General features: G+C 36.3%; 14 protein-coding genes. 5 read left to right on the top strand and 9 right to left on the bottom strand.

All coding sequences use genetic code 11. The annotated features are described in order from the left end of the window. The first annotated feature begins 21 nt into the window (after positions 1 to 21). Positions 22 to 924, top strand: a complete 903-nt coding sequence (locus NCWK1_RS06655) for an ABC transporter permease (RefSeq protein ID WP_096576358.1) — start codon at positions 22 to 24, stop codon at positions 922 to 924. Positions 925 to 962: 38 nt separating this feature from the next. Continuing rightward, positions 963 to 1,526, top strand: a complete 564-nt coding sequence (locus NCWK1_RS06650; protein ID WP_103124176.1) for a Uma2 family endonuclease — start codon at positions 963 to 965, stop codon at positions 1,524 to 1,526. 82 nt (positions 1,527 to 1,608) lie between these two features. On the opposite strand, the gene NCWK1_RS06645 is transcribed toward NCWK1_RS06650, so the two are convergent. The 6 genes from NCWK1_RS06645 to NCWK1_RS06620 all read right to left on the bottom strand — a co-directional run bounded on the left by NCWK1_RS06645 (position 1,609) and on the right by NCWK1_RS06620 (position 14,078). Beyond that, complete coding sequence (locus NCWK1_RS06645; protein WP_103124175.1) at positions 1,609 to 5,142, bottom strand: hybrid sensor histidine kinase/response regulator; 3,534 nt, start codon at positions 5,140 to 5,142, stop codon at positions 1,609 to 1,611. 86 nt (positions 5,143 to 5,228) lie between these two features. Further along, positions 5,229 to 8,549: a GAF domain-containing protein gene (locus tag NCWK1_RS06640; RefSeq protein ID WP_103124174.1), complete on the bottom strand. Its 3,321-nt coding sequence runs from the start codon at positions 8,547 to 8,549 to the stop codon at positions 5,229 to 5,231. Between the two features lie 84 nt (positions 8,550 to 8,633). Continuing rightward, positions 8,634 to 9,107: a chemotaxis protein CheW gene (locus NCWK1_RS06635; protein ID WP_103124173.1), complete on the bottom strand. Its 474-nt coding sequence runs from the start codon at positions 9,105 to 9,107 to the stop codon at positions 8,634 to 8,636. Between the two features lie 92 nt (positions 9,108 to 9,199). Next, positions 9,200 to 9,562 (bottom strand): response regulator transcription factor, encoded by a 363-nt coding sequence (locus NCWK1_RS06630; RefSeq protein WP_096576366.1) that lies wholly within the window; start codon positions 9,560 to 9,562, stop codon positions 9,200 to 9,202. Positions 9,563 to 9,879: 317 nt separating this feature from the next. Further along, complete coding sequence (locus tag NCWK1_RS06625; RefSeq protein ID WP_096576368.1) at positions 9,880 to 11,085, bottom strand: response regulator; 1,206 nt, start codon at positions 11,083 to 11,085, stop codon at positions 9,880 to 9,882. A 725-nt stretch (positions 11,086 to 11,810) separates the two neighbouring features. Next, entirely contained in the window at positions 11,811 to 14,078 is a 2,268-nt protein-coding gene (locus tag NCWK1_RS06620; protein ID WP_103124172.1) for a peptidoglycan-binding protein, read from the bottom strand. A 429-nt stretch (positions 14,079 to 14,507) separates the two neighbouring features. On the opposite strand from NCWK1_RS06620, the gene crcB (NCWK1_RS06615) reads away from it, so the two are divergent. Further along, complete coding sequence (gene crcB, locus NCWK1_RS06615; protein ID WP_103124171.1) at positions 14,508 to 14,921, top strand: fluoride efflux transporter CrcB; 414 nt, start codon at positions 14,508 to 14,510, stop codon at positions 14,919 to 14,921. Between the two features lie 52 nt (positions 14,922 to 14,973). Here the strand turns inward: crcB (NCWK1_RS06615) and crcB (NCWK1_RS06610) are convergent, their stop codons facing one another. After that, a complete protein-coding gene (gene crcB, locus NCWK1_RS06610) occupies positions 14,974 to 15,357 on the bottom strand; it encodes a fluoride efflux transporter CrcB (protein WP_096576374.1) in 384 nt (127 codons plus the stop codon). 650 nt (positions 15,358 to 16,007) lie between these two features. On the opposite strand from crcB (NCWK1_RS06610), the gene NCWK1_RS06605 reads away from it, so the two are divergent. Together NCWK1_RS06605 and NCWK1_RS06600 are read left to right on the top strand one after the other, a co-directional pair. Continuing rightward, the gene (locus NCWK1_RS06605) at positions 16,008 to 16,679 is read left to right on the top strand and encodes a phosphoribosyltransferase (protein WP_103124170.1); all 672 of its coding nucleotides are present in this window, start codon (positions 16,008 to 16,010) and stop codon (positions 16,677 to 16,679) included. Positions 16,680 to 16,758: 79 nt separating this feature from the next. Then, the gene (locus tag NCWK1_RS06600; RefSeq protein ID WP_103124169.1) at positions 16,759 to 17,478 is read left to right on the top strand and encodes a dienelactone hydrolase family protein; all 720 of its coding nucleotides are present in this window, start codon (positions 16,759 to 16,761) and stop codon (positions 17,476 to 17,478) included. 76 nt (positions 17,479 to 17,554) lie between these two features. Here the strand turns inward: NCWK1_RS06600 and NCWK1_RS06595 are convergent, their stop codons facing one another. Both NCWK1_RS06595 and NCWK1_RS06590 read right to left on the bottom strand, forming a co-directional pair. Next, positions 17,555 to 18,187 (bottom strand): glutathione S-transferase family protein, encoded by a 633-nt coding sequence (locus tag NCWK1_RS06595; RefSeq protein WP_187308074.1) that lies wholly within the window; start codon positions 18,185 to 18,187, stop codon positions 17,555 to 17,557. 318 nt (positions 18,188 to 18,505) lie between these two features. Next, a complete protein-coding gene (locus tag NCWK1_RS06590; RefSeq protein WP_103124167.1) occupies positions 18,506 to 18,943 on the bottom strand; it encodes a hypothetical protein in 438 nt (145 codons plus the stop codon). Positions 18,944 to 19,357 lie beyond the last annotated feature (414 nt).

Here is a 19,357-nt window from a genome sequence, read left to right as displayed (position 1 = left end):
AAACTTGTATTCATAAGAAATATGTCTTCTTCAATTAATCATACCGATGAGATTCCCAACATTGAAAAATTACATCGGCCTACATTTAACTTTCTACAACCCTTAGTCTTACTAGCCCCGGCAGGTATTTGGTTACTATTATTACTAGTACTACCAGCATTGATAATTTTTCAGCTAAGTTTAGTTCCCAATATTAGACCTGGAGATTTAGTCAATCCCAGTAGTTTAGAGAATTATATACGGATATTTGACCCGCTTTATTTGCATGTTATTTTGCGATCGCTCTGGTTAGCCTTGGGTACAACTATAATTTGTTTAATTTTAGGTTTTCCGGTTGCTTATTGGTTAGCACAAATCGCTCCAAAAAAATGGCGTAATTTACTATTATTAGCTTTTGTTTTACCTTTATGGACTTCTTCTCTACTCCGTTCTTACGCTTGGATTACAATTTTGCGTCGAACTGGTTTATTAAATAGTATTCTGAGTAATTTAGGCTTACCAACTTTAGACTTACTTAACCGCATTCCTGCTGTATTCATTGGTATGAGTTACAGCTTATTGCCCTACATGGTTTTAATTTTATATGCTTCTCTAGAAAAATTAGACAAACGCTTACTAGAAGCTGCTGCTGATTTAGGTGCAAATCCTGTCGAGACTTTTTGGAAAGTAACCGTACCCCAAGTTTCACCAGGAATAACGGCTGGTTCAATTCTCGTCTTTATTACAGGTTTAGGAGATTTTATTGACCCAGAACTCTTGGGTGGCTCTTCGAGTATGACAGCAGCGCGGTTAGTTTACAACCAATTCCTGGGAGTTACTCAAAATTGGGGTTTTGGTTCCGCATTGAGTATGTCATTAATTTTAGCGGTGAGTGTAGCGATCGCCTTTTTAATTAAATTTGGTGAACCAACACCAAGCCGATAAACTAAATCTATAGACATTTAACCCAAATTTACACAGCTATGAATATTGCTCCAACTCAAGCTCTAACTTTAGAAGAGTTTCTCAAGCTGCCAGAAACTAAGCCGAGCTTGGAATATATTAATGGAGAAATTATACCTAAATCAATACCAAAAGGGAGACATAGCCGTTTACAAGGTAAACTATGTAGTGCAGTCAATGAAATTGCTGAAAAGCCAAAAATTGCTTACGCATTTCCTGAATTACGGTGTAGTTTTGGTAATCGCTCAATTGTACCAGATGTAGCAGTGTTTCAATGGCGCAGAATACCGTTAACTATTAATGGAGAAGTACCAGATAACTTTGAACTACCACCAGACTGGACAATAGAGATTCTCTCCCCAGAACAAAAACCAAACAAAGTAATTGGTAATATTTTATATTGTTTAAAATTTGGTAGTCGTTTGGGATGGTTTCTTGATCCTGATGACCTGAGTGTTCTTGTCTTTTTACCAGAACAGCAACCAGAGTTATTTCAAGGAGAAGATACTTTACCCATTCTACCAGAAATTGAACTAAGACTAACTGTTAATCAAATTTTTAGTTGGTTAAAAATGGGCGGTTAGATAAAATTAATTTCTTTCATAGAGAAAGGAAATAGGAAACAGGATGAAAATTTGCGCCATCCTATTCTATCTTTCCAAAAGTTTAACAAGTTAATTCCATTAACAAATTATTTGCCACATCTTTTTTCTTAATTAAAGATGAAATTGTAGAGAGTAATTCATGTTCTAAATAAGGCTTAGTTAAGTAGGCTTTAGCACCAAGTTCTTGAGCCAATTGACGATGTTTTTCAGCACTACGAGACGATAAAATTACTACAGGAAGTTTACCAATCTTTGGGGTTTGTTGAATACTGGTTAATAGTTCAAATCCATTCATTCGGGGCATTTCCAAATCGGAAATAATCACTTGAATATCTGGATATTTTTGTAGCTGTTCTAGAGCTTCTATACCATTTTGTGCTTGAATTACTTGATAGCCATCTCGCTGCAAAGTCAGAGAGAGAGTTTGTCTCAAACTAATAGCATCATCCACTACTAAAACTACCTTTGGGGCTTGATAAATAGCTTCTACTGGCTCAGATAATGGTATTTCTTGAGCATTTGAGTTACTAGATATAGATTCTTCAGATATTGGCAAAGCGGCTTGATGAGGTGTAACCATTGGTAGCACTGTAAGTTCAGGCGCGGCTTGTATATTGTAAGACTCTAACAGTAGAGCGCCATCAATCACTAAAATGAGATTACCATTAGCAGAACTACTACAACCGTAAACATATTTTGGTGGCGCGATCGCATTTCCCAATGGTCTAATTACTAGTTCTTGTTCACCAATTATTTGGTCAACTTCTAATCCAAAAATACTCTGATTACACCTGAGTATTAACACAGGATTATTCATCAATCTTGTGTCAAGAGTAGTTTGTATATTATTGAAGCTATTACTCTTAACAGAAGAACAGTTATAAGCTATTAATTCAGAAAGTGGATGTAAGTTGATTAAAGTTTCATCTTGGTCTGTATTCCAGTGTAAAACTTTTTTACCTTCAAATTCCCTAATTTGTTGCGGGGCTGGAATGACAATTTTTTCCACACTATCTAGCAATAGTGCATAAACAACGCCTCCCGCTTGAACTAGCATCAATTGATCAGTAGTCATAGAAAAAGGTATTTTGAGTGTGAATTTTGTACCTTGGTGCGGTAAAGTTTGGACTGAAATCGAACCATGAAGCGCTTCCATTTGAGAACGCACAATATCCAATCCTATACCGCGTCCGGAAATTTTACTCACATGTTCAACCGTAGATAATCCCGGCGCAAACATCAAATCTAATAATTCTGATTTACTTTCATTAGATGTAGCAAGATTCATCTCAATAGCTTTTTTCTGAATGCTTTCCAGATTTAATCCTTGTCCATCATCTTGAACTTCAATAATAGTTTGGCTACTTTGATGATATGCTCGGATTGTAATTAAACCTTGTTCTGGCTTACCCTGTTCCCGACGTACTTGGGGAGATTCTATCCCGTGATCAAAAGCATTGCGTACTAGATGTAATAGTGGATCATACAGTTTTTCGGCGATCGCTTTATCAACTAGCACCTCTGTACCAGTGAGTTGTAATTTTACATTTTTATGATAAAGATTGGCTAACTTCTTGACCATTGAAGGAAAACGATGCAAGATATCACCTAAAGGTAACATCCTGGCTTCTACCAAGTTATCAATAATAGTAAAAACTAAATTTTGCTTTTGATCACTTACTTGAGTGGCTTGTTTAATAATTAAATCCAGAGATTCTGTAGTTTCTTGTAGTTGTAGAGTTTCTTCTAGTGCTGCGTGTAGTGATAAATTAAATTCTGTGTATACATCCATTTCCAGTGAGTCAAATTCCACTGCTGCAAAATTTTGTATGGATTGATTAGTAATATTTGGCAACTGTAGTGGTAAATCTTTTAACTGATTTAATAATATTTGATGTCTACCAAGCTGCTTTGATAATTGTTCAACTACTTCTTGTAGTTGTTCATCATGAAGGGTGCGTTTCTTTTGATGAATTAGCAATTCGCCTGCTAGGTAATTGAGGTTTCTTAATCCCTCAACATCAACACGGACAAATGAAGCTTGGCGTGAATGTTGAGTTTTGTTCAGATGAATATTTTCATCTTCTAGCTTATTAATCTTACTTTCTGTTTCTGTGACTAGCTCTAAACTTGGTTGTTCTTTAACTTGTTCAGTAATTTTAACTAATTGTTCATTTTGAATATTTCCATCTGCCGTTTCTCCTCCCCAGATAGATTCTAAAAAGTTATCTGTCTCAGCAAAAATAGGTTTTGATATTTCATCAACAACTAAAATACTTTGTAATCTTGGATGATCTAACCAATTCTTTTCTTGACTATTGACAGGTGGATAATTTTTATATTCTTTGGCTAATATCAGAATTTGTTTTTGCAATTTTCTGGTTAAAAGAATATAGCTCTCACTTTTATCATTGCTATACTCAAATTTAGCAACTGCAAGTAACACAATTAAAATAATTCCGTGGCGATACAAGCAAAGACTATAACTGTCTTCTTGATTCTGCACAAAATTTAAAAATTCTTTTAACCAGTTTTCAATATAATTTATTTGATTCTCTGTATCTAACTTGGGAATGAGTAGAGATAAATTAAGTTCTTGCTTAGGTATCTGTCTCTGATGCTGAAACCAACTCAAAATATATTGAACTAACTTGAGATAAAATTTAGCTGTTGTTGGCTGAATCTGTTGATGATTGTGGTTGCTAGAGATAGTTAAAAATTGGTAAAATTCTTCCGCAGTTTTGAGTAAATGGCAAGTAGGTGAATTATCTTGAACGTCTGGAGATAAATGTTCTGGTTTAACTAGTTGTGTGAGATTTTGCCAAGCTGGAGATATTATATCAACACAAGTGCGATCGCCTGATAATACTGCTGTCTGTACTGCTTGTAAATCTTGCAGCGTCAGTTTCGCAATTTGCTGAACTTCAGCAGGGTTGGCTTGCAGCGCAGCCATAATTGTTTGCGCGAATTCTGCTAATCCACGTAAATCTAGAGATTGTGCCAAGCCAAGAAATACTTCTGCTTGGGAGGTTAAAAACTCTCTAAATTCTTCATCATTGGGAGGATGATTAATAGTTGCACTAATATTTTCAATGCGTTGTTGGACTCCTACTTCAAAGATTGACCGAACAACATCAAATCCTAATTCTTGAGAAGTTGGAATGTAATTATCCGTACCAAAAGCATCACCAAGTTTTTCTTGTAACTGTGTAAAAATATCAGTTGCTCTTTCAATAATTTCTTCAACATTAATGGCACTGCTGGTTAATTCTGCGGTTAAGGCTAGACGCAAACACTCATAAGATTTAAGTAAGAGTGTATGTAAATCAGCATCAATAATTATATCTGGATTATATAAAGCTTTAAATACATCTTCTAGAGAGTGGGCAATTATTTGAATTGCTTCTAGTCCAACAGTAGCAGCACCGCCTTTGAGTGTATGCGTTGCCCGCATTAAAGCATGAACTTTATTCTTTCTATTACCATCCTCTTCTGCAAAACCTATAAGCTCTTGCTCAATTGTTTGTAACAATTCTGGGGCTTCTGATAGAAAATAAACATAACCTTGTTCGCGGATTTCAGCATCTGTAATCATAATTGGGAAATGGAGAATGGTGGATGGAGATTTGGGAGTTGGGAGTGGTAAATCATCAAAACTGCCTACTCCCTTATCCCTATTACTTAATTAACTTTGAACTTACTTGCAGTTGTTAATAGTTCTTGTGCCATCCCTAATAAATCTTGGAAAATGGCAGCAATTTCTTGAGATTCAGCAAAGGTTTTGTTAGCAATTTCTGCAACATCTTGCATTGAGTGAGTAACAGTTTCAGACTGACCCATTTGTGTTTGAGTAGCTGCGGTAATTTGCTGGATTAATTGGCTAATTTCAGCAGTTGCCGAAACAATGGCATTCAAGTTTTGTCGGGTTTCGCTGACTAGATTTGTACCTTCTACAACTTGCTGAATACCTGTTTCCATTGCTACTGCAACTTCTCCAGTTTCTGCTTGAATTTCTTGAACTAATTTTTCAATTTCAATTGTTGCTGCTGCTGATTGACGAGATAAAGAACGGACTTCATCAGCTACTACTGCAAAGCCTTTACCATATTCACCAGCACGGGTTGCTTCAATGGCTGCATTTAGTGCTAAAACGTTAGTTTGGGTGGCAAAATTGCTAATCAAATTTACTACTTTTGAGATTTTCTGTGAAGATTCACTCAACCGCTTAATCTTCTTGCTGGTTTGAGCAACAGTTTCACGAATTGCTTCAATGGCTTTAACAGTTTGGTTCATAGCTGTATCACCAGACTCTACCGTTTGGTTAGCTTTTTGTACCGCTACTTGCACCAATTGGGCGTTAGCTACCACTGCTTGAGTGGAATCTACCATTTGTTGAATATCGCCCAAAGCAGAGGTAATTTCTTCAGACTGTTGTTGTGCTAAATTGTTTAATCCAGCAAGAGAAGCATTACTATTGGCAGAAGTTTGCGCTACTTGTTGAGATGCTGTTTGGACGTGAATTACTATTTGCCGCAGTGCTTGTAGAGTATTGTTGTAAGCATCGGCAATAGTGCCTAGTTCGTCTTCTGTGATGGGCGCACGGACGGTTAAATCACCATCTAAAGCAGGCCGAAGTGCCATTAACAGTTGAATAGATCTTTGTTGCAATAATTCTTTGGCGGCTTTTTCTCGTGCAGCTGCTTCTGCTAATTGTGCTGACTGCGCCTGTAGTTGTTGCAAATATTCAGTCTGTTGTAATGCTAATCCTAATTGATCACCAATCCGGGCTAACAAGCTGACTTGTGATTCTTCCCATTCACGAGTGCTTGAATTTTGATAAGCTGCCAATAAACCCCATAATTTTTCACCAAAGAAAATAGGAACAATTACATAAGCTCTAACTTCAAATTGCTCTAAAATTTCGATGTGGCATTGAGAATGATCTACCTGGTAAATGTCATTGACGACAAAGTTTTCACCTTTGGCGTATCGTCCCCCTTGAGTTTCTTGGAGATGCGTATCTTCCCAGACTGTTTTAATATCTAGTCCTACAAGTTTGACCCAATTGTGACCAACTGACTCAGCAATAAACTCACCACTCCAGTCAGAATTGAAGCGATACACAGCGATGCGATCGCATCGTAATAATTGCCGAACTTCTTGAGTTGTAATTTTGAAGATTTCATCTACGTCTATAGATTGTCTAATTCGGTTAACTATCTTAGTAAAAGCTTTTTCTTGTTCAGCTATCTGAGTTAACTTTTCAGATTTAACTCGCACTTGTTCTAAATGCTCTATTTGTGATTTAGCTATGGTAAATTGCAAGGCTATCTGATTTAAAAAGTTGACTTCCCAAGGGTGCCATTCACGGCTTCCAGAGTTTTGATAAGCTGCTAACAAACCCCATAATTGTTCACCAAAAAAGATAGGGACAATAATATAAGCTTTAGCTTCAAATTGTTCTAAAATTTCGATATGACAGGAAGCTAGACCAATTTTATAGATATCATTAACTACAAAATTTTCACCTCTAACATATCGACCTCCTTGAGTTTCTTGCAGATAAGTATCGTCTAAAACTGTTTTGATATTTGGCCCTACCAATTTTACCCAATTGCTACCTACTGACTCAGCAACAAACTCACCGCCCCAGTCTGGATTGAAACGATAAACAGCAACGCGATCGCATCTTAATGATTGTCTAACTTCTTGGGTAGTTGTTTTAAAAACACTTTCTACATCTTGAGATTGGCGAATACGGTTGACTATCTTGGTTAAAGCTTTTTCTTGTTGGGCAATTTGGACTAATTGTTGCGATTGCACTTGCATTTGTTCGAGATACTCTGCATGGGAAATCGCTACACCAAACTGCAAGCCAATTTGCTCTAAAAAGTTAGCTTCCCACTCTTGCCAATTACGAGTACCAGAATTTTGATAAGCTGCTAACAAACCCCACAATTTTTCTCCGGCAAATACAGGAACTATCACATAAGCTTTGACTTCAAACTGTTCTAAAATTTCGATATGGCATTGAAAATGACCTACCTGATAAATATCATTAACAACAAAGCTTTCATGGTGGCGATAACGTCCGCCTTGAGTTTCTTGTAAATGGGTATCTTCCCAAACAGTTTTAATACCTGGCCCTACTAATTTTACCCAACCATGCCCAACTGATTCGGCGACAAATTCCCCACTCCAATCAGAATTAAAGCGGTATACACCGACGCGATCGCAGCGTAATAACTGCCTAATTTCTTGAGTAGTGGTTTGAAAAATCTTTTCAATATCGGATACTTGAATAATCTTATCAATAACTTTCGCTACTGATTTTTTAGCCTGAGTTCTCAGTTGTAATTCTCTATGGAATTCAAAACTGTGTAATTTATATGCTAACTCTGTGGTAACTTGAGCTAAAAAAGTAATTTCTGTTTCCTGCCATTGTCTGATATAAGAACAAGTATTAACAGCAAGTAATCCCCAGACTTTATCTTCAAGTACAATTGGTAAACTTAAACTCGCTTTAATTTGATATTTATCAAGTAATTGTTTTTGATAAGGTGTAACTTGGATTTGGTCGATATCGTCAATTGCTACAGATTCTAAATAATCTTGATTGTTATGCAAACCAAACAGCATTCCTGGAAGATTTTCACCTAACATAGGTGTCCAACCTAGAGTTCTCGATTCGGCTAAGATAGTGCCAGAATCGATAGAAGTAAACTGATAAATTAAGACGCGATCGCAATTAAATTTTTCTCTAACTTGATTTACTGTAACTTTAAGCAATGTATCTATATTTGTGCTTTGACGCATCAAATTGGTTACAGATTGCAGTTGCTGCCGCCACATTTTAAATTCTTGAGCAACTGTATTGACTGTAGTTAATTCATTATTCTGAATCTTTGTAGTTATCTCATTAGTATATTGATTTTCTATTCCTTCTACTTCAGTGAGTATGTGTTCATGCCCTTCTTGACCGTTATGATATGTAAATGTCATTTTAAATTACCTCTCTTCCCTTATTAAATTATTTGTCGATTTCCGCTTTTACTTGTACTTGTGGTAAAGATTCAAATCTCAATCTCAATTAATGCTCACCCACATAGGAGATTTAACAATCGCTACTGCATCTAAATTAAGAACCATTTCTTCAACAGCATTGATAAAGTAACCTTGGAGAAAAGCTGAAATTTTAGGTGAAAATAAATCAGCAGATGATTGCTTCATTTGCTGAGATTCTAACCACTCAATATCCATCATATTTCTGACTAAAAATCCGAGATTTTTGCCATCAACTTCCAAAATGATGGCCATCATTTTGGAAAGAAAATTAACTCCTCGCAAAAGTGATGGATAACCTAGCATCTCCTCTAAGTCAACTAACCAAAGCATTTCACCCCGCCAGTTATAGATACCTAGAACGCAACTAGGCATTTGTGGTACACCACATATATCTACCAATGAGACCTGTAAAACTTCGGCAATGTGTTGTAATGAGATGACAGCCTTATCATTACTACCTAAAGTAAAACTTAAAAATTTTTGCTGAGTTTCCAAGATTAATTTGCCCTTTAATTAGTGAGATATTTTTATTTAATTCAAATTAATCAAAATATTGAGCAATAACTTGAATTACATACTTAACGCTCTTACGGAAGTAATTGCTTCAGTGTTTTCACTAATTCCTCTTTATCAATTGGCTTAGATAAATAAGCCTCTGCGCCTAACATATTGCCCCACATTTTATCTACATCACTATTTTTAGTTGAACAAAAAACAACAGGTATTTTTTTAGTTTCGGTATTAGCTTTTAGCTCCCGACAAATTTCAAACCCACTTTTTCCTGGCAAAATTACATCTAGAAATATTACATCTGGTTTAGCTCTTTGTATCTTGTCTTGAGCTTCTTCACTACTTGTTGCACTAATTACCGAATAACCAGCTTGTTGCAAATAGCGGCTGAGTATTTCCATATCTGTTAAACCATCTTCAACAACTAAAATAGTATTCATAGAAATTTCCTACTAAATTAACTTACAAATAAAAACAAAAACTTCAAATATATATGCACTGAGATATCTGAGTTTTTTCTTTATTTAATTTTGATTGATTATTTTTATAAATGTTATAGAAAAAACACTTACTTTTAAATTTTTTACAAAAAAATCTAGAAAAAATTAACGCTTTCTCAAAATATAGAGAAAGTGACATAGTTTAAACAAACTTTAGTTTGTTTAAACTACTAGACCAAGCTGGATAAATATCTATTTATATCTTTTGTAACTAGTTACTAGCAATTTTCATCAGAGTAACAATCTGTAGTCGATAACTAATGTCCTAAAGATATCTCTAAACTAGATGTATTCTGATTGGTGGATGGTGTAACTTTTGAAGGTGTTTGGACTTGCAGGTATTTACGTATCACACTCATGACTTTATCCGCAGCGACAGGTTTAGTCAAAAAATCGGTAGAACCAACAACTTTAGCGCGGACTCTATCTAATAAACCATCATTGCCTGTTAAGATAATCACAGGTGTATTAGCAAAAGTAGATACTCGTCGTAACTGAGTACAAATTTCGTAACCACTTGCAACTGGCATAATTAAATCTAAAAAAATTAGATCTGGTTTATTTTGAATGAGAGTTGGGAGTGCTTGGATGGGGTCTTGAATTTTGATAAATCTTAAGCCATGAGAAGTCACAATATCCTCTAGCATTTTACAGACTTGGGGACTATCGTCTACACAGGCTACCAATGGAATATCAGATTTTTTGGTTTGTGCGGAAACAGATGTACTATCAACTTCAGCAGACAATAAAGGTAAGTCTGGTACTTCTATTAATTCAATAATGCCTTTGAGAATATAGGGAAGTAATGAACGGGTGACAGGTAGAACATTCTGCTTCATTTTTGCAGCTAAATCTCGCAGTGTTTGTTTACCATTCATCAAATTGACGAAGTTATTGTAAACAGATGGACTTACCTGTTGTTGGAGTTGTTCTGGTCTCCTGAGAATTGGTGCTAAGTCGGGAGAAAAGTTTGCCAAGCCTGCTTCTGACCAACTTTTCCACGAGTCTTGCATCTGTTTAACAGATAAATCTGCACTAGTGAAACTCATTGGTGTTTCTAAAATGGTATCTTGGTTGCGATCGCAACTAAACGCAACAAAATCTGTATGCTGGGCTAGATCAAATAGCAATTCAGTAATTGTACTTTCTACAATCGCTTGAATTTGTTCTCTTTGAATTTTTTGCCTTTTGTATAGAATTTCTAACAGGCGATAATCCCAATAATTAACTACGAAATCTTGCTGGCGAAACTGAATTTTATCCAGATCAATTTGTGGACAATATTGTGCCATGTATCTTCGCCAGCGCCGAAAAGGATGAGTACCGCCTACTGCCCAAACTATCCGCCCTAGGCGATAATAAAAAGACCAATTTTGTCCTTTAGCACTTTTAATATTCAGCTGACCATTGTATTGTAGCTGAGTGCAAGTTTTAAATTCATTAATTATGTTAATTGATACCATTAGTTCCGGTTGGGTGAGTCATACATTTTCATCTGATGCACAAGTTAGCTTACCAAAACCCACATTAGCCATAGAGTCCTTATCCAGCACTTAGAAGCTTGTAAAATTGTTTGCAACCTTCGTTTTTATATGGCTATTTTATAGATATTGATATCTCGCCTTCGTTCAGCAAAATAGAATAGAGTCAGAAAAAAAGTAAAAGAAAATTTTATATTAGTAAAAAACTTATCTAATACAAACTTTTCGCTAGTTATTACCCAACTAAGCTAATTTTTTATTTAAAAGTTGAATTGCTATATTTCAACAATAAAATCTTATTAATATTATCTTAAACAACTTTAATTCCAGAAATAACCGTGTAAATCCTGATTTTAAAATTATCAAGCAACTTATCAAGATAATGGTTTTATTAGTTAAATTATGTAACGGAGATATTTTGTATTATTCATGTTAAGATTATTTAACAGTTCTTGATTAATAAATTGGATAAATAAATCTATTTACTCATGACACATCTTAATTTTAGTAAGTAGAAAAATTATTTGGCAAAAATTGAAAACTGTTTGCCTTTATGAAAAAAAAGAGTTTTAGAGTTTTAGTACAATCATCTATAGGCTTAGTTTTTTGAGTTGGAAATTTTAACTTTAGAAAGCTGTCTCTCCTATCCATAGCAGTCACTAAAATTCGATAGGGAGAGACAGTTAATATTTATGCCAAACTATCACTTAATCCTGAAATACCATAATATTACCGGAATAGCAGGCAACCCAAACTTCTCTTGTTTGTGGGTCGTAAGTAATTCCAATAGGATTAGCACCAACAGTAATCTTTTGTATGACTTTCATATCATTAGTGCGAACTTTACTAATTGTGTTATCGCTGTAGTTAACAACATAAAGCCGTTGTCCATCATCAGATAACACCATACTGCGTGGTGCATTACCTGTGGAAACTTTACCTATTAACTTACCTTGTGGTAACTGAATTTTGGCGATTTTGCCTTCCCCATTTAAAGAAGCATAGAGATATTTACCAGTTGGGTCTATATTTAAATGTCTTGGTGCATTACCAATATTTTTCAGCCATTTGACTGAAAAGTTTTTTAAGTCAACTGAAGCAATATCATAAGAACCCATAACAGCTACATAAGCCTTATCTGCAACTGCATCTATTGCTATACCACGAGGATAAGGGCCAAGGGGGATTCTTTTGATTTCCTTATTTTTGGCAGTATCTACAACACTCAAATCCCAAGAACACCAATTACTAACGAGTACCAAACCTTCATTATTAGATGTAGCCACAAATTTAGGTACAGACCCGACTTGAACAACGTGGTCAATTTCTAAAGAGTCAGTGTTTATCCGATACAAAAAACTCTTATCCGTTTTTTGCGAGGGATTACATTTATCACTACCAGGATTATTAAATCCTATCCCATACATTTGGTAGTTAGAAATCCAGGCGTACTTACCATCTTGAGAAAAACTAGCTTCAACAGGTGCGCCTTGATAATTACCTTTAAATTTAGAGTAACCAAATTTTGATAAATCAACTTTATCAGGAATGACTTTGACTAATTTATGTTGGCGATTGTATACAGTTATTGTGTGGTTGTACATCATATTTTGGGCAAAAAATAACCCATTGCCTGAATGTACAATAGATTTTGGGGAAATTCTGCCAGAAATAGTCTTCTTGATTGTCATTTTACTAGAATGACTGGGGGCAGTTTTCTGAATATTATCTTTTTGGGCAGAAGTGTCTAATGGGAAATTTTCACTTACGAGTTGAGTTAAATCAGACTCAGACGCAGATGCTATTAATGTTTTTTCTATGTTTGAATTTTCTAATTGTGGAGTCTGATTTTTAACTAGAGAATTGTCATTGGTGGGTTGATTAGTATCATTGGCGAATTTTATAGAATTAGCTTTTGGCGATGGTTTGGTTTGTTCTTTGATGGGATTTTTGAGTTGTTTAGATTTATCTGGAATTAGAGAATTTTGATGTGCAGGTTGAGGAGTTGGGGAAGCAGATTTAATAGATTTAGATTTCATGACTGCGAATGTTTTTGGCCCAACAATCCCATCAGTGATCAGTCCATGAGCTTTTTGGAATTTCAGCACAGCTATTTCTGTGGCTGCATCAAAAGACCCTGTAATTGATTGTTCTAGATATCCAGATGCTTGCAGTTGTTGCTGAATCAACTTCACCTCTGCACTGATATCACCTCTGCGTAACAGTGAAATCTGAGGCGATCGCACTTTTGGTGAACTAACTACAGCAGGTGTGGTAGGCTGAGACGGTGCCGCAGCTTGCTGAGGTTTAGCAGATTCTATTGCTGTTAATGTCCGAGCATCAACAATTCCATTAGCAAATAGGCCGTAAGCTTTCTGAAATTTAATCACTGCTTCTTCCGTCGCAGCGTTAAAATCTCCGGTGATGGGTTGGTCAAAATATCCTGCTGCTTGCAATTTCCGCTGAATTGACATCACTTCATAACTCAGATCACCCCTTTGTAAAACTACCTGAGAAGTAAGAGGTTGTGACTTTTTCGGAGTACTTTTAGTTACAGAAGGTTTTGTTTTAACAACAGATGCAGTCGCCGTTCCCAAACCAGATTCTAGTACAGCCAATGTCTGAGAACCAACCACCCCATCAGCTTTTAATCCATGTGCTTTTTGAAATTTGATGATAGCAGCCTCTGTCACAGGGCCAAAATATCCAGTTACAGGTTGTTTGAAATATCCTGCTGCTTGTAGTTTTTGTTGTAGCGATGCGACTTGTGAATTTTTTTCGCCTTTTTTTAGCGCCTGCGCCGGGTTACTCCAACCCAAAGAACTAATCCCAAAAGCACAAGAAATAAATAGCATAAACGCTCCACGTCCTTCTGCTACCCAACTTAGTTCTGGATAACATAAATCAGAATCGGCAATATTTTCCTGTTCTGTTTCGTAGATTTCAGCTAAATGCAGGTAAGCGAGTGTATCCATAGTTAAAGAATACCCAAGATTAAGTAAAAGTTAAGATATTTTGCCGCCATAGGAACTGAAAAACTTTTGAGATGCTTAGACACCATTGATTTTACTTACAATCAAGTATCATATAACACTTTTTACAACTATGCTAATGCCAGCTTACAAAAGATAAAAGTCTTGAGGTTAACTGCGTATATTTACATCAACGCTTCTGAATTCTGAGTAACGAGGAGCATAACTATAATTTTACTAAGAACTTCAATATCTTGATGGCTGATGCGCTGAGATTCCTGGTAAACTCGGCACACTACGCAGATCTACTCATTACCCATCATTCCTAACACAGCAACTACGAAGAGAGGGAAAATGCCAATTTCCTATATTTGGCACAGCCGTAATACTGATAGAACATACTAAGCTTTTAATTTAGTTGAACTAGTAATAATGTTACAAAATTCTGTACTTCGTATCTCTGTATGTATTAGTCTTGGTGCATTACCAGGCGCACTCTCACGCTATTATCTCGGTTTGTGGTTTACGCAGTTTTTTGGTCAAGAATTCCCTTACAGTACACTGATAATTAATATCAGTGGATGTTTTGTTATGGGTTTTTTGACGATGCTGGCGCTGGGAAGATTAATTGCAATTCATCCTGAGATTCGGCTATTAGTAACTACAGGTTTTTTAGGGTCTTACACCACTTTTTCAACTTATGAATTAGATGTAGTGAAGTTGCTGCAACAAAATAGATTAGAACTTAGTTTTGTGTACTGGTTGATTAGTCCTTTATTATCACTGCTCAGTCTTCTACTAGGCAATACTATAGCTAAATTTATTGAGAGAAAAAAAGAATATTAACTCATCAAAATATCTAGACAATCACTTAGTATTTAGAAGTCAATCAATCAATTCATAGCAGATTTGCTAAAAAAATACCCATTTCTATGCTCATAAATCCCAAGATTGGAGTACTAACCCAGTAAAGTAAAGTAGCTTTATAGTTTCTAGTGCGTAAGAGGTTAGAGGTATCGAGGGCATAAGTTGAAAATGTTGTATAAGAGCCTAAAAATCCTACTGCTATTAATAAAGATAGATTAGAAGGGATTGCTAACTTAGATACAAGGGTAGCAAAAAAGCCCATCAAAAAAGCTCCTGTCACATTAATAAATAAGGTTCCATAGGGAAATGCTATGCCGAACCAGCGCCCAAATAATATAGTTAGATAGTAGCGACTTAACGCACCAGGAATGGCTCCTACACTAATTAACAGAGGAACTTCAATTATAGAGTTCATATAAGTAGATAGCTAAATATATTGAATGGAATAGTCTGAAAATTAGCCAAAATGTAGAATTAAGTTGTTCACTAGAGTTATAGTGCTAGACTCGACTGATATTGTTTAAACATATAAAATTTTTGCAGTAATTTGTATCAACTTTCAACACCGAATGCGATGAGGAGCTAATATTAAGGTATAAGAAACCTGTGATAACAAGGTAAAAAATGTCAATCAATCGCATTAAGTTTTATTGCAATGCTCAAGTTTTGATCCCGTAGATTCACAAATATATCAAAATTAACTTCTGAAGATAATAGCATAGCTAGTTCAGATGTGAGTGTGGGGAGAGGGAAAGAGATATTTTTAGGCTTTGTGGTGAGCATTAATGTCCAGATATTTATTCAATAATTGATGACTGGAATTTTGCCCAGAAGTCTCATCAATTAAAGTGTATTGGCTCAAGTTTTAGCTGAACTAGCAATTTATACCAATTCGTAATTCGTAATTAAGAAAATCAAATATGGTATGGTTTTCGGGGTTTGAATGTGTTGCCTCGTTTTAGAAAATTGGTATTACCCGCTTTATCCTCTACGCAAACAAAGGTGAAGACAATAGCAGGTGTTTTTTTTCCATATCAGCGTTCCTCTATACGGAAGCTTAAAATTATGACAAGTAAATTCCGCGATCGCCATGAAGCTGGCAAAATGTTAGCCAAAAGACTAACAGCATATACTAACTATGAAAATTTGTTAGTGTTAGGTTTGCCCCGTGGTGGTGTACCAGTAGCATATCAAATCGCCGACAGCCTTAATGCACCACTAGATATATGTTTGGTGAGAAAACTGGGCGTACCCGATCAGGAAGAACTGGCGATGGGTGCAATTGCTCCAGGTGGTGTACGAGTGTTAAATTACGATGTCGTCAACAGTTTAGAGATTGATAGCCGCACAATTGACGAAGTTACAACTAAAGAATTGCGGGAATTAAAACGACGCAATATCGCTTATCGAGGCGATAGACCCCTACCAGAAATCAAAAATCATATTGTGATTTTAGTCGATGATGGTATCGCTACAGGTTCAACCATGCGTGCGGCTATTGCCATAGTTAAACAACAACAACCCCAACGGCTAGTTGTGGCTGTACCAGTTGCAGCACCGATAACTTACGAACAGTTGCAAGCTGAAGTTGACGAAGTAGTTTGTTTAGTTATGCCAGAGTCATTGTATGCGATCGGTCTTTGGTATGAAGACTTTTCGCAAACAACTGATGTAGAAGTAAGGTCTTTACTTGCACAATCGTCAGTTATTAATCATCCAGATAAAACTTACGTATAAAAACAGCACAACAAAGGGTAAGTGCAATTACACCTGAATAACAAAAAAGCTGATCTAAATTAATCATCAGGGTGAAGTTATGAAAACTACATTACTACTCAACGTTGAAGAACAAATTGTCATTGTCGAACTGGCAAAAGCTAGACTTAAAGGAGAATTGGTTGTTCCGACTGGTGCTGAAGGGCTTGTATTGTTTGCACATGGTAGTGCTAGTAGTCGTTACAGTACCCGCAACCACTATCTCGCTCATGTACTACGTCAGGAAGCTAAACTAGCGACTTTGTTGATAGACATACTTACCAAAGAAGAAGAAGCCATAGACCAGCGCACCAAACATTTTCGCAGTGATATTAGCTTTCTGAGCGATCGCTTAGTGGCTGTCACAGACTGGTTGTTAGCAAATCCTTTGACTCGTCATCTCAAACTTGGTTATTTTGGTGCAGATACAGGTGCTAGTGCAGCCTTGTTGGCAGCTGCAACACGTCCAATGGCTGTAAAAGCGATTGTTTCCCGTAGTGGACAAACTGATTTAGTCAGTGAAGCCATAGCTTGTGTACACACCCCAACTTTGTTAATTGTTGGTGGTAATGACTTGCCCATCATAGCGATGAATGAAGATGCACTGGCAAATATTCCCGCATTCAACAAGCAACTAGAGATTATTGCTGGAGCAACTCATCAGTTTAGCGAACCTGGAACCTTAGAAGAAGTAGCAAGATTGGCGAGTCAATGGTTTAAACACTATCTCAAATCACCTGATTCAGGGTTAATAGATTTACAAAGTATGTCGCTGAATTAGCTTGTAGATTGACCCCACAGATAAATCTGGGGGTTTTTACCTTGTGAAACTATTGGTCAGTATTTTTTATCTGCGATTATGCACAGATCTTTTTGACGCTCTCAAGCTGCTGGGCTTGCTCCCACCAAGTCCGCAGTTTGGGAGTGTGAGCCGTAATGACTTCGTATTCTGGAGTTTGAGCCAGGTAGATAAAAATGGGAATCAGGTAGAAATCGGCAATACTCAGTTGGCTACTAAGCAGATATGGGCTACCAACAGCGATCGCTTCAATTGCTTGTATGGCTTTTTGTGCAGGTGCAACAGCATTTTTGATTTTATCTTCGTCTGGCTGTCCGCCCCGAATTGGCACAATCAGGCGTTGAATGACAATTGTTCCGATCGCACTAGGATAGAAATAGTTATCAATAATTGTGATAATTTGACGCATCCGCGCCTGAAGTAGTGGTTCAGATGGACTGAACTGCTGATTAGCAAAGACTGTATTTAGGTAGTCAGTAATTGCTGGAGTTTCGTATACTACCTCTGCATCTATCTCCAGTGTTGGGACTTTCCCAAAAGGATTTTTGGCTAGGTACTCTGGTGATTGATTTTCGCCTGTGAAGATATCAATTTCTTTGAGGGTATAGTCTACACTTGCTTCCTCAAGCAGCAACCGGACAGTACGAACATAAGTACTGAGGGGAGTTCCGTAAACAGTGAGCTTTGCCATAATTTTAGATTTTTGAGCAAAAATCCCATAAAGACAAAGATACTTTATCAACAAATGCGATCGCTCTGATTTATTTAGCTTTTATTTTATTTATTTCAGCATAAACTTATCTTTTTTTCAGTTTATTCTTATCTTGATTTAATGTTTATTTAGGTAGTTAAAATACTTAAAATTAATCAATGTACATCGTAAGTTTCAAATCAAGCAAATGAAATGAATCAACAATGTACATTGATTGTGTAATCCTAAATTAATTTTTAGGAATAACTCAGAACAAGCACCACATAACATCTTACAAATTAAGTAAGATTATTATGTCTATTTACTGAAAGCATCCTTAATGTTATCAACAGTGCGTTCAATAGCATTCTTGGTATTGTCTACGGCTTTCTCTGTTCGAGCCGCATCTCCTTCGGCTCTTTTCTCAATAGTGTTTCTATCACTCTTAGCTTTGCGCTCAATAAAGTTACCGCTATTATCTGTTGCGTCCTCAACTTTACTAGCATTTTTATTGGCGGTGCGCTCAACTTTATTTGCGGTATCTCGAATAAAATTCTTGGCGCGTCCAGCATCTTCACGGGCTTTTTCTTGAACTTTATCGCCTGCGTCTGACGATGCAATCAAGTTGACAGAGGGAGCCGCCATCGCTGAATTATTGGTGAAAAATCCACCTTGCCAAATAAAAGCGATCGCAGATACACAAATAACTGTTGTAGCTATCCAACTTCTAATAGCAGAAAGCCGTTTCATTAACATAGAATACCTTCTCTTTGAGATTTAGTATTCTTAGATTTACTTGATTTTTCCACTGTGCCAAATCGTGCTAGAGACAGAGGTTTTTTCATCAAAAGTTATTAGATAAATTCGCTCTTTTAACAGAGTGACAACTTCTACCAATGACTGCTTTAGATGAGCTTGCTTGCGTCCACCTCATGCCAGACAATATATTAAAGCTGCGATCGCCTTCACAAATCTCTACAACCAAGCGATCACCCTAGTACACCGATATCACAACCAAGCGATCATACTAATAAACTTCATCATGTGTTCCAATAGATTCTAAAAGAATGGCTTGTGTTTCTTCATATTCAACAAATTTAAAAATAATTCTTAAGTCATATCCCAAACTACTTGCATCAGAATCTTTCAGATCACCTTTTAATTTATGGG

Source organism: Nostoc cycadae WK-1 (assembly GCF_002897135.1).
GTDB lineage: Bacteria > Cyanobacteriota > Cyanobacteriia > Cyanobacteriales > Nostocaceae > Nostoc_B.
This window is presented reverse-complemented; position numbering and strand designations above follow the sequence as displayed.

Coding starts and splice junctions, on each gene's coding strand:
- NCWK1_RS06655 (WP_096576358.1), top strand. CDS start 22: ATGTCTTCTTCAATTAATCATACCGATGAGATTCCCAACATTGAAAAA.
- NCWK1_RS06650 (WP_103124176.1), top strand. CDS start 963: ATGAATATTGCTCCAACTCAAGCTCTAACTTTAGAAGAGTTTCTCAAG.
- NCWK1_RS06645 (WP_103124175.1), bottom strand. CDS start 5,142: ATGATTACAGATGCTGAAATCCGCGAACAAGGTTATGTTTATTTTCTA.
- NCWK1_RS06640 (WP_103124174.1), bottom strand. CDS start 8,549: ATGACATTTACATATCATAACGGTCAAGAAGGGCATGAACACATACTC.
- NCWK1_RS06630 (WP_096576366.1), bottom strand. CDS start 9,562: ATGAATACTATTTTAGTTGTTGAAGATGGTTTAACAGATATGGAAATA.
- NCWK1_RS06625 (WP_096576368.1), bottom strand. CDS start 11,085: ATGGTATCAATTAACATAATTAATGAATTTAAAACTTGCACTCAGCTA.
- NCWK1_RS06620 (WP_103124172.1), bottom strand. CDS start 14,078: ATGGATACACTCGCTTACCTGCATTTAGCTGAAATCTACGAAACAGAA.
- crcB (WP_103124171.1), top strand. CDS start 14,508: ATGTTACAAAATTCTGTACTTCGTATCTCTGTATGTATTAGTCTTGGT.
- crcB (WP_096576374.1), bottom strand. CDS start 15,357: ATGAACTCTATAATTGAAGTTCCTCTGTTAATTAGTGTAGGAGCCATT.
- NCWK1_RS06605 (WP_103124170.1), top strand. CDS start 16,008: ATGACAAGTAAATTCCGCGATCGCCATGAAGCTGGCAAAATGTTAGCC.
- NCWK1_RS06600 (WP_103124169.1), top strand. CDS start 16,759: ATGAAAACTACATTACTACTCAACGTTGAAGAACAAATTGTCATTGTC.
- NCWK1_RS06595 (WP_187308074.1), bottom strand. CDS start 18,187: ATGGCAAAGCTCACTGTTTACGGAACTCCCCTCAGTACTTATGTTCGT.
- NCWK1_RS06590 (WP_103124167.1), bottom strand. CDS start 18,943: ATGTTAATGAAACGGCTTTCTGCTATTAGAAGTTGGATAGCTACAACA.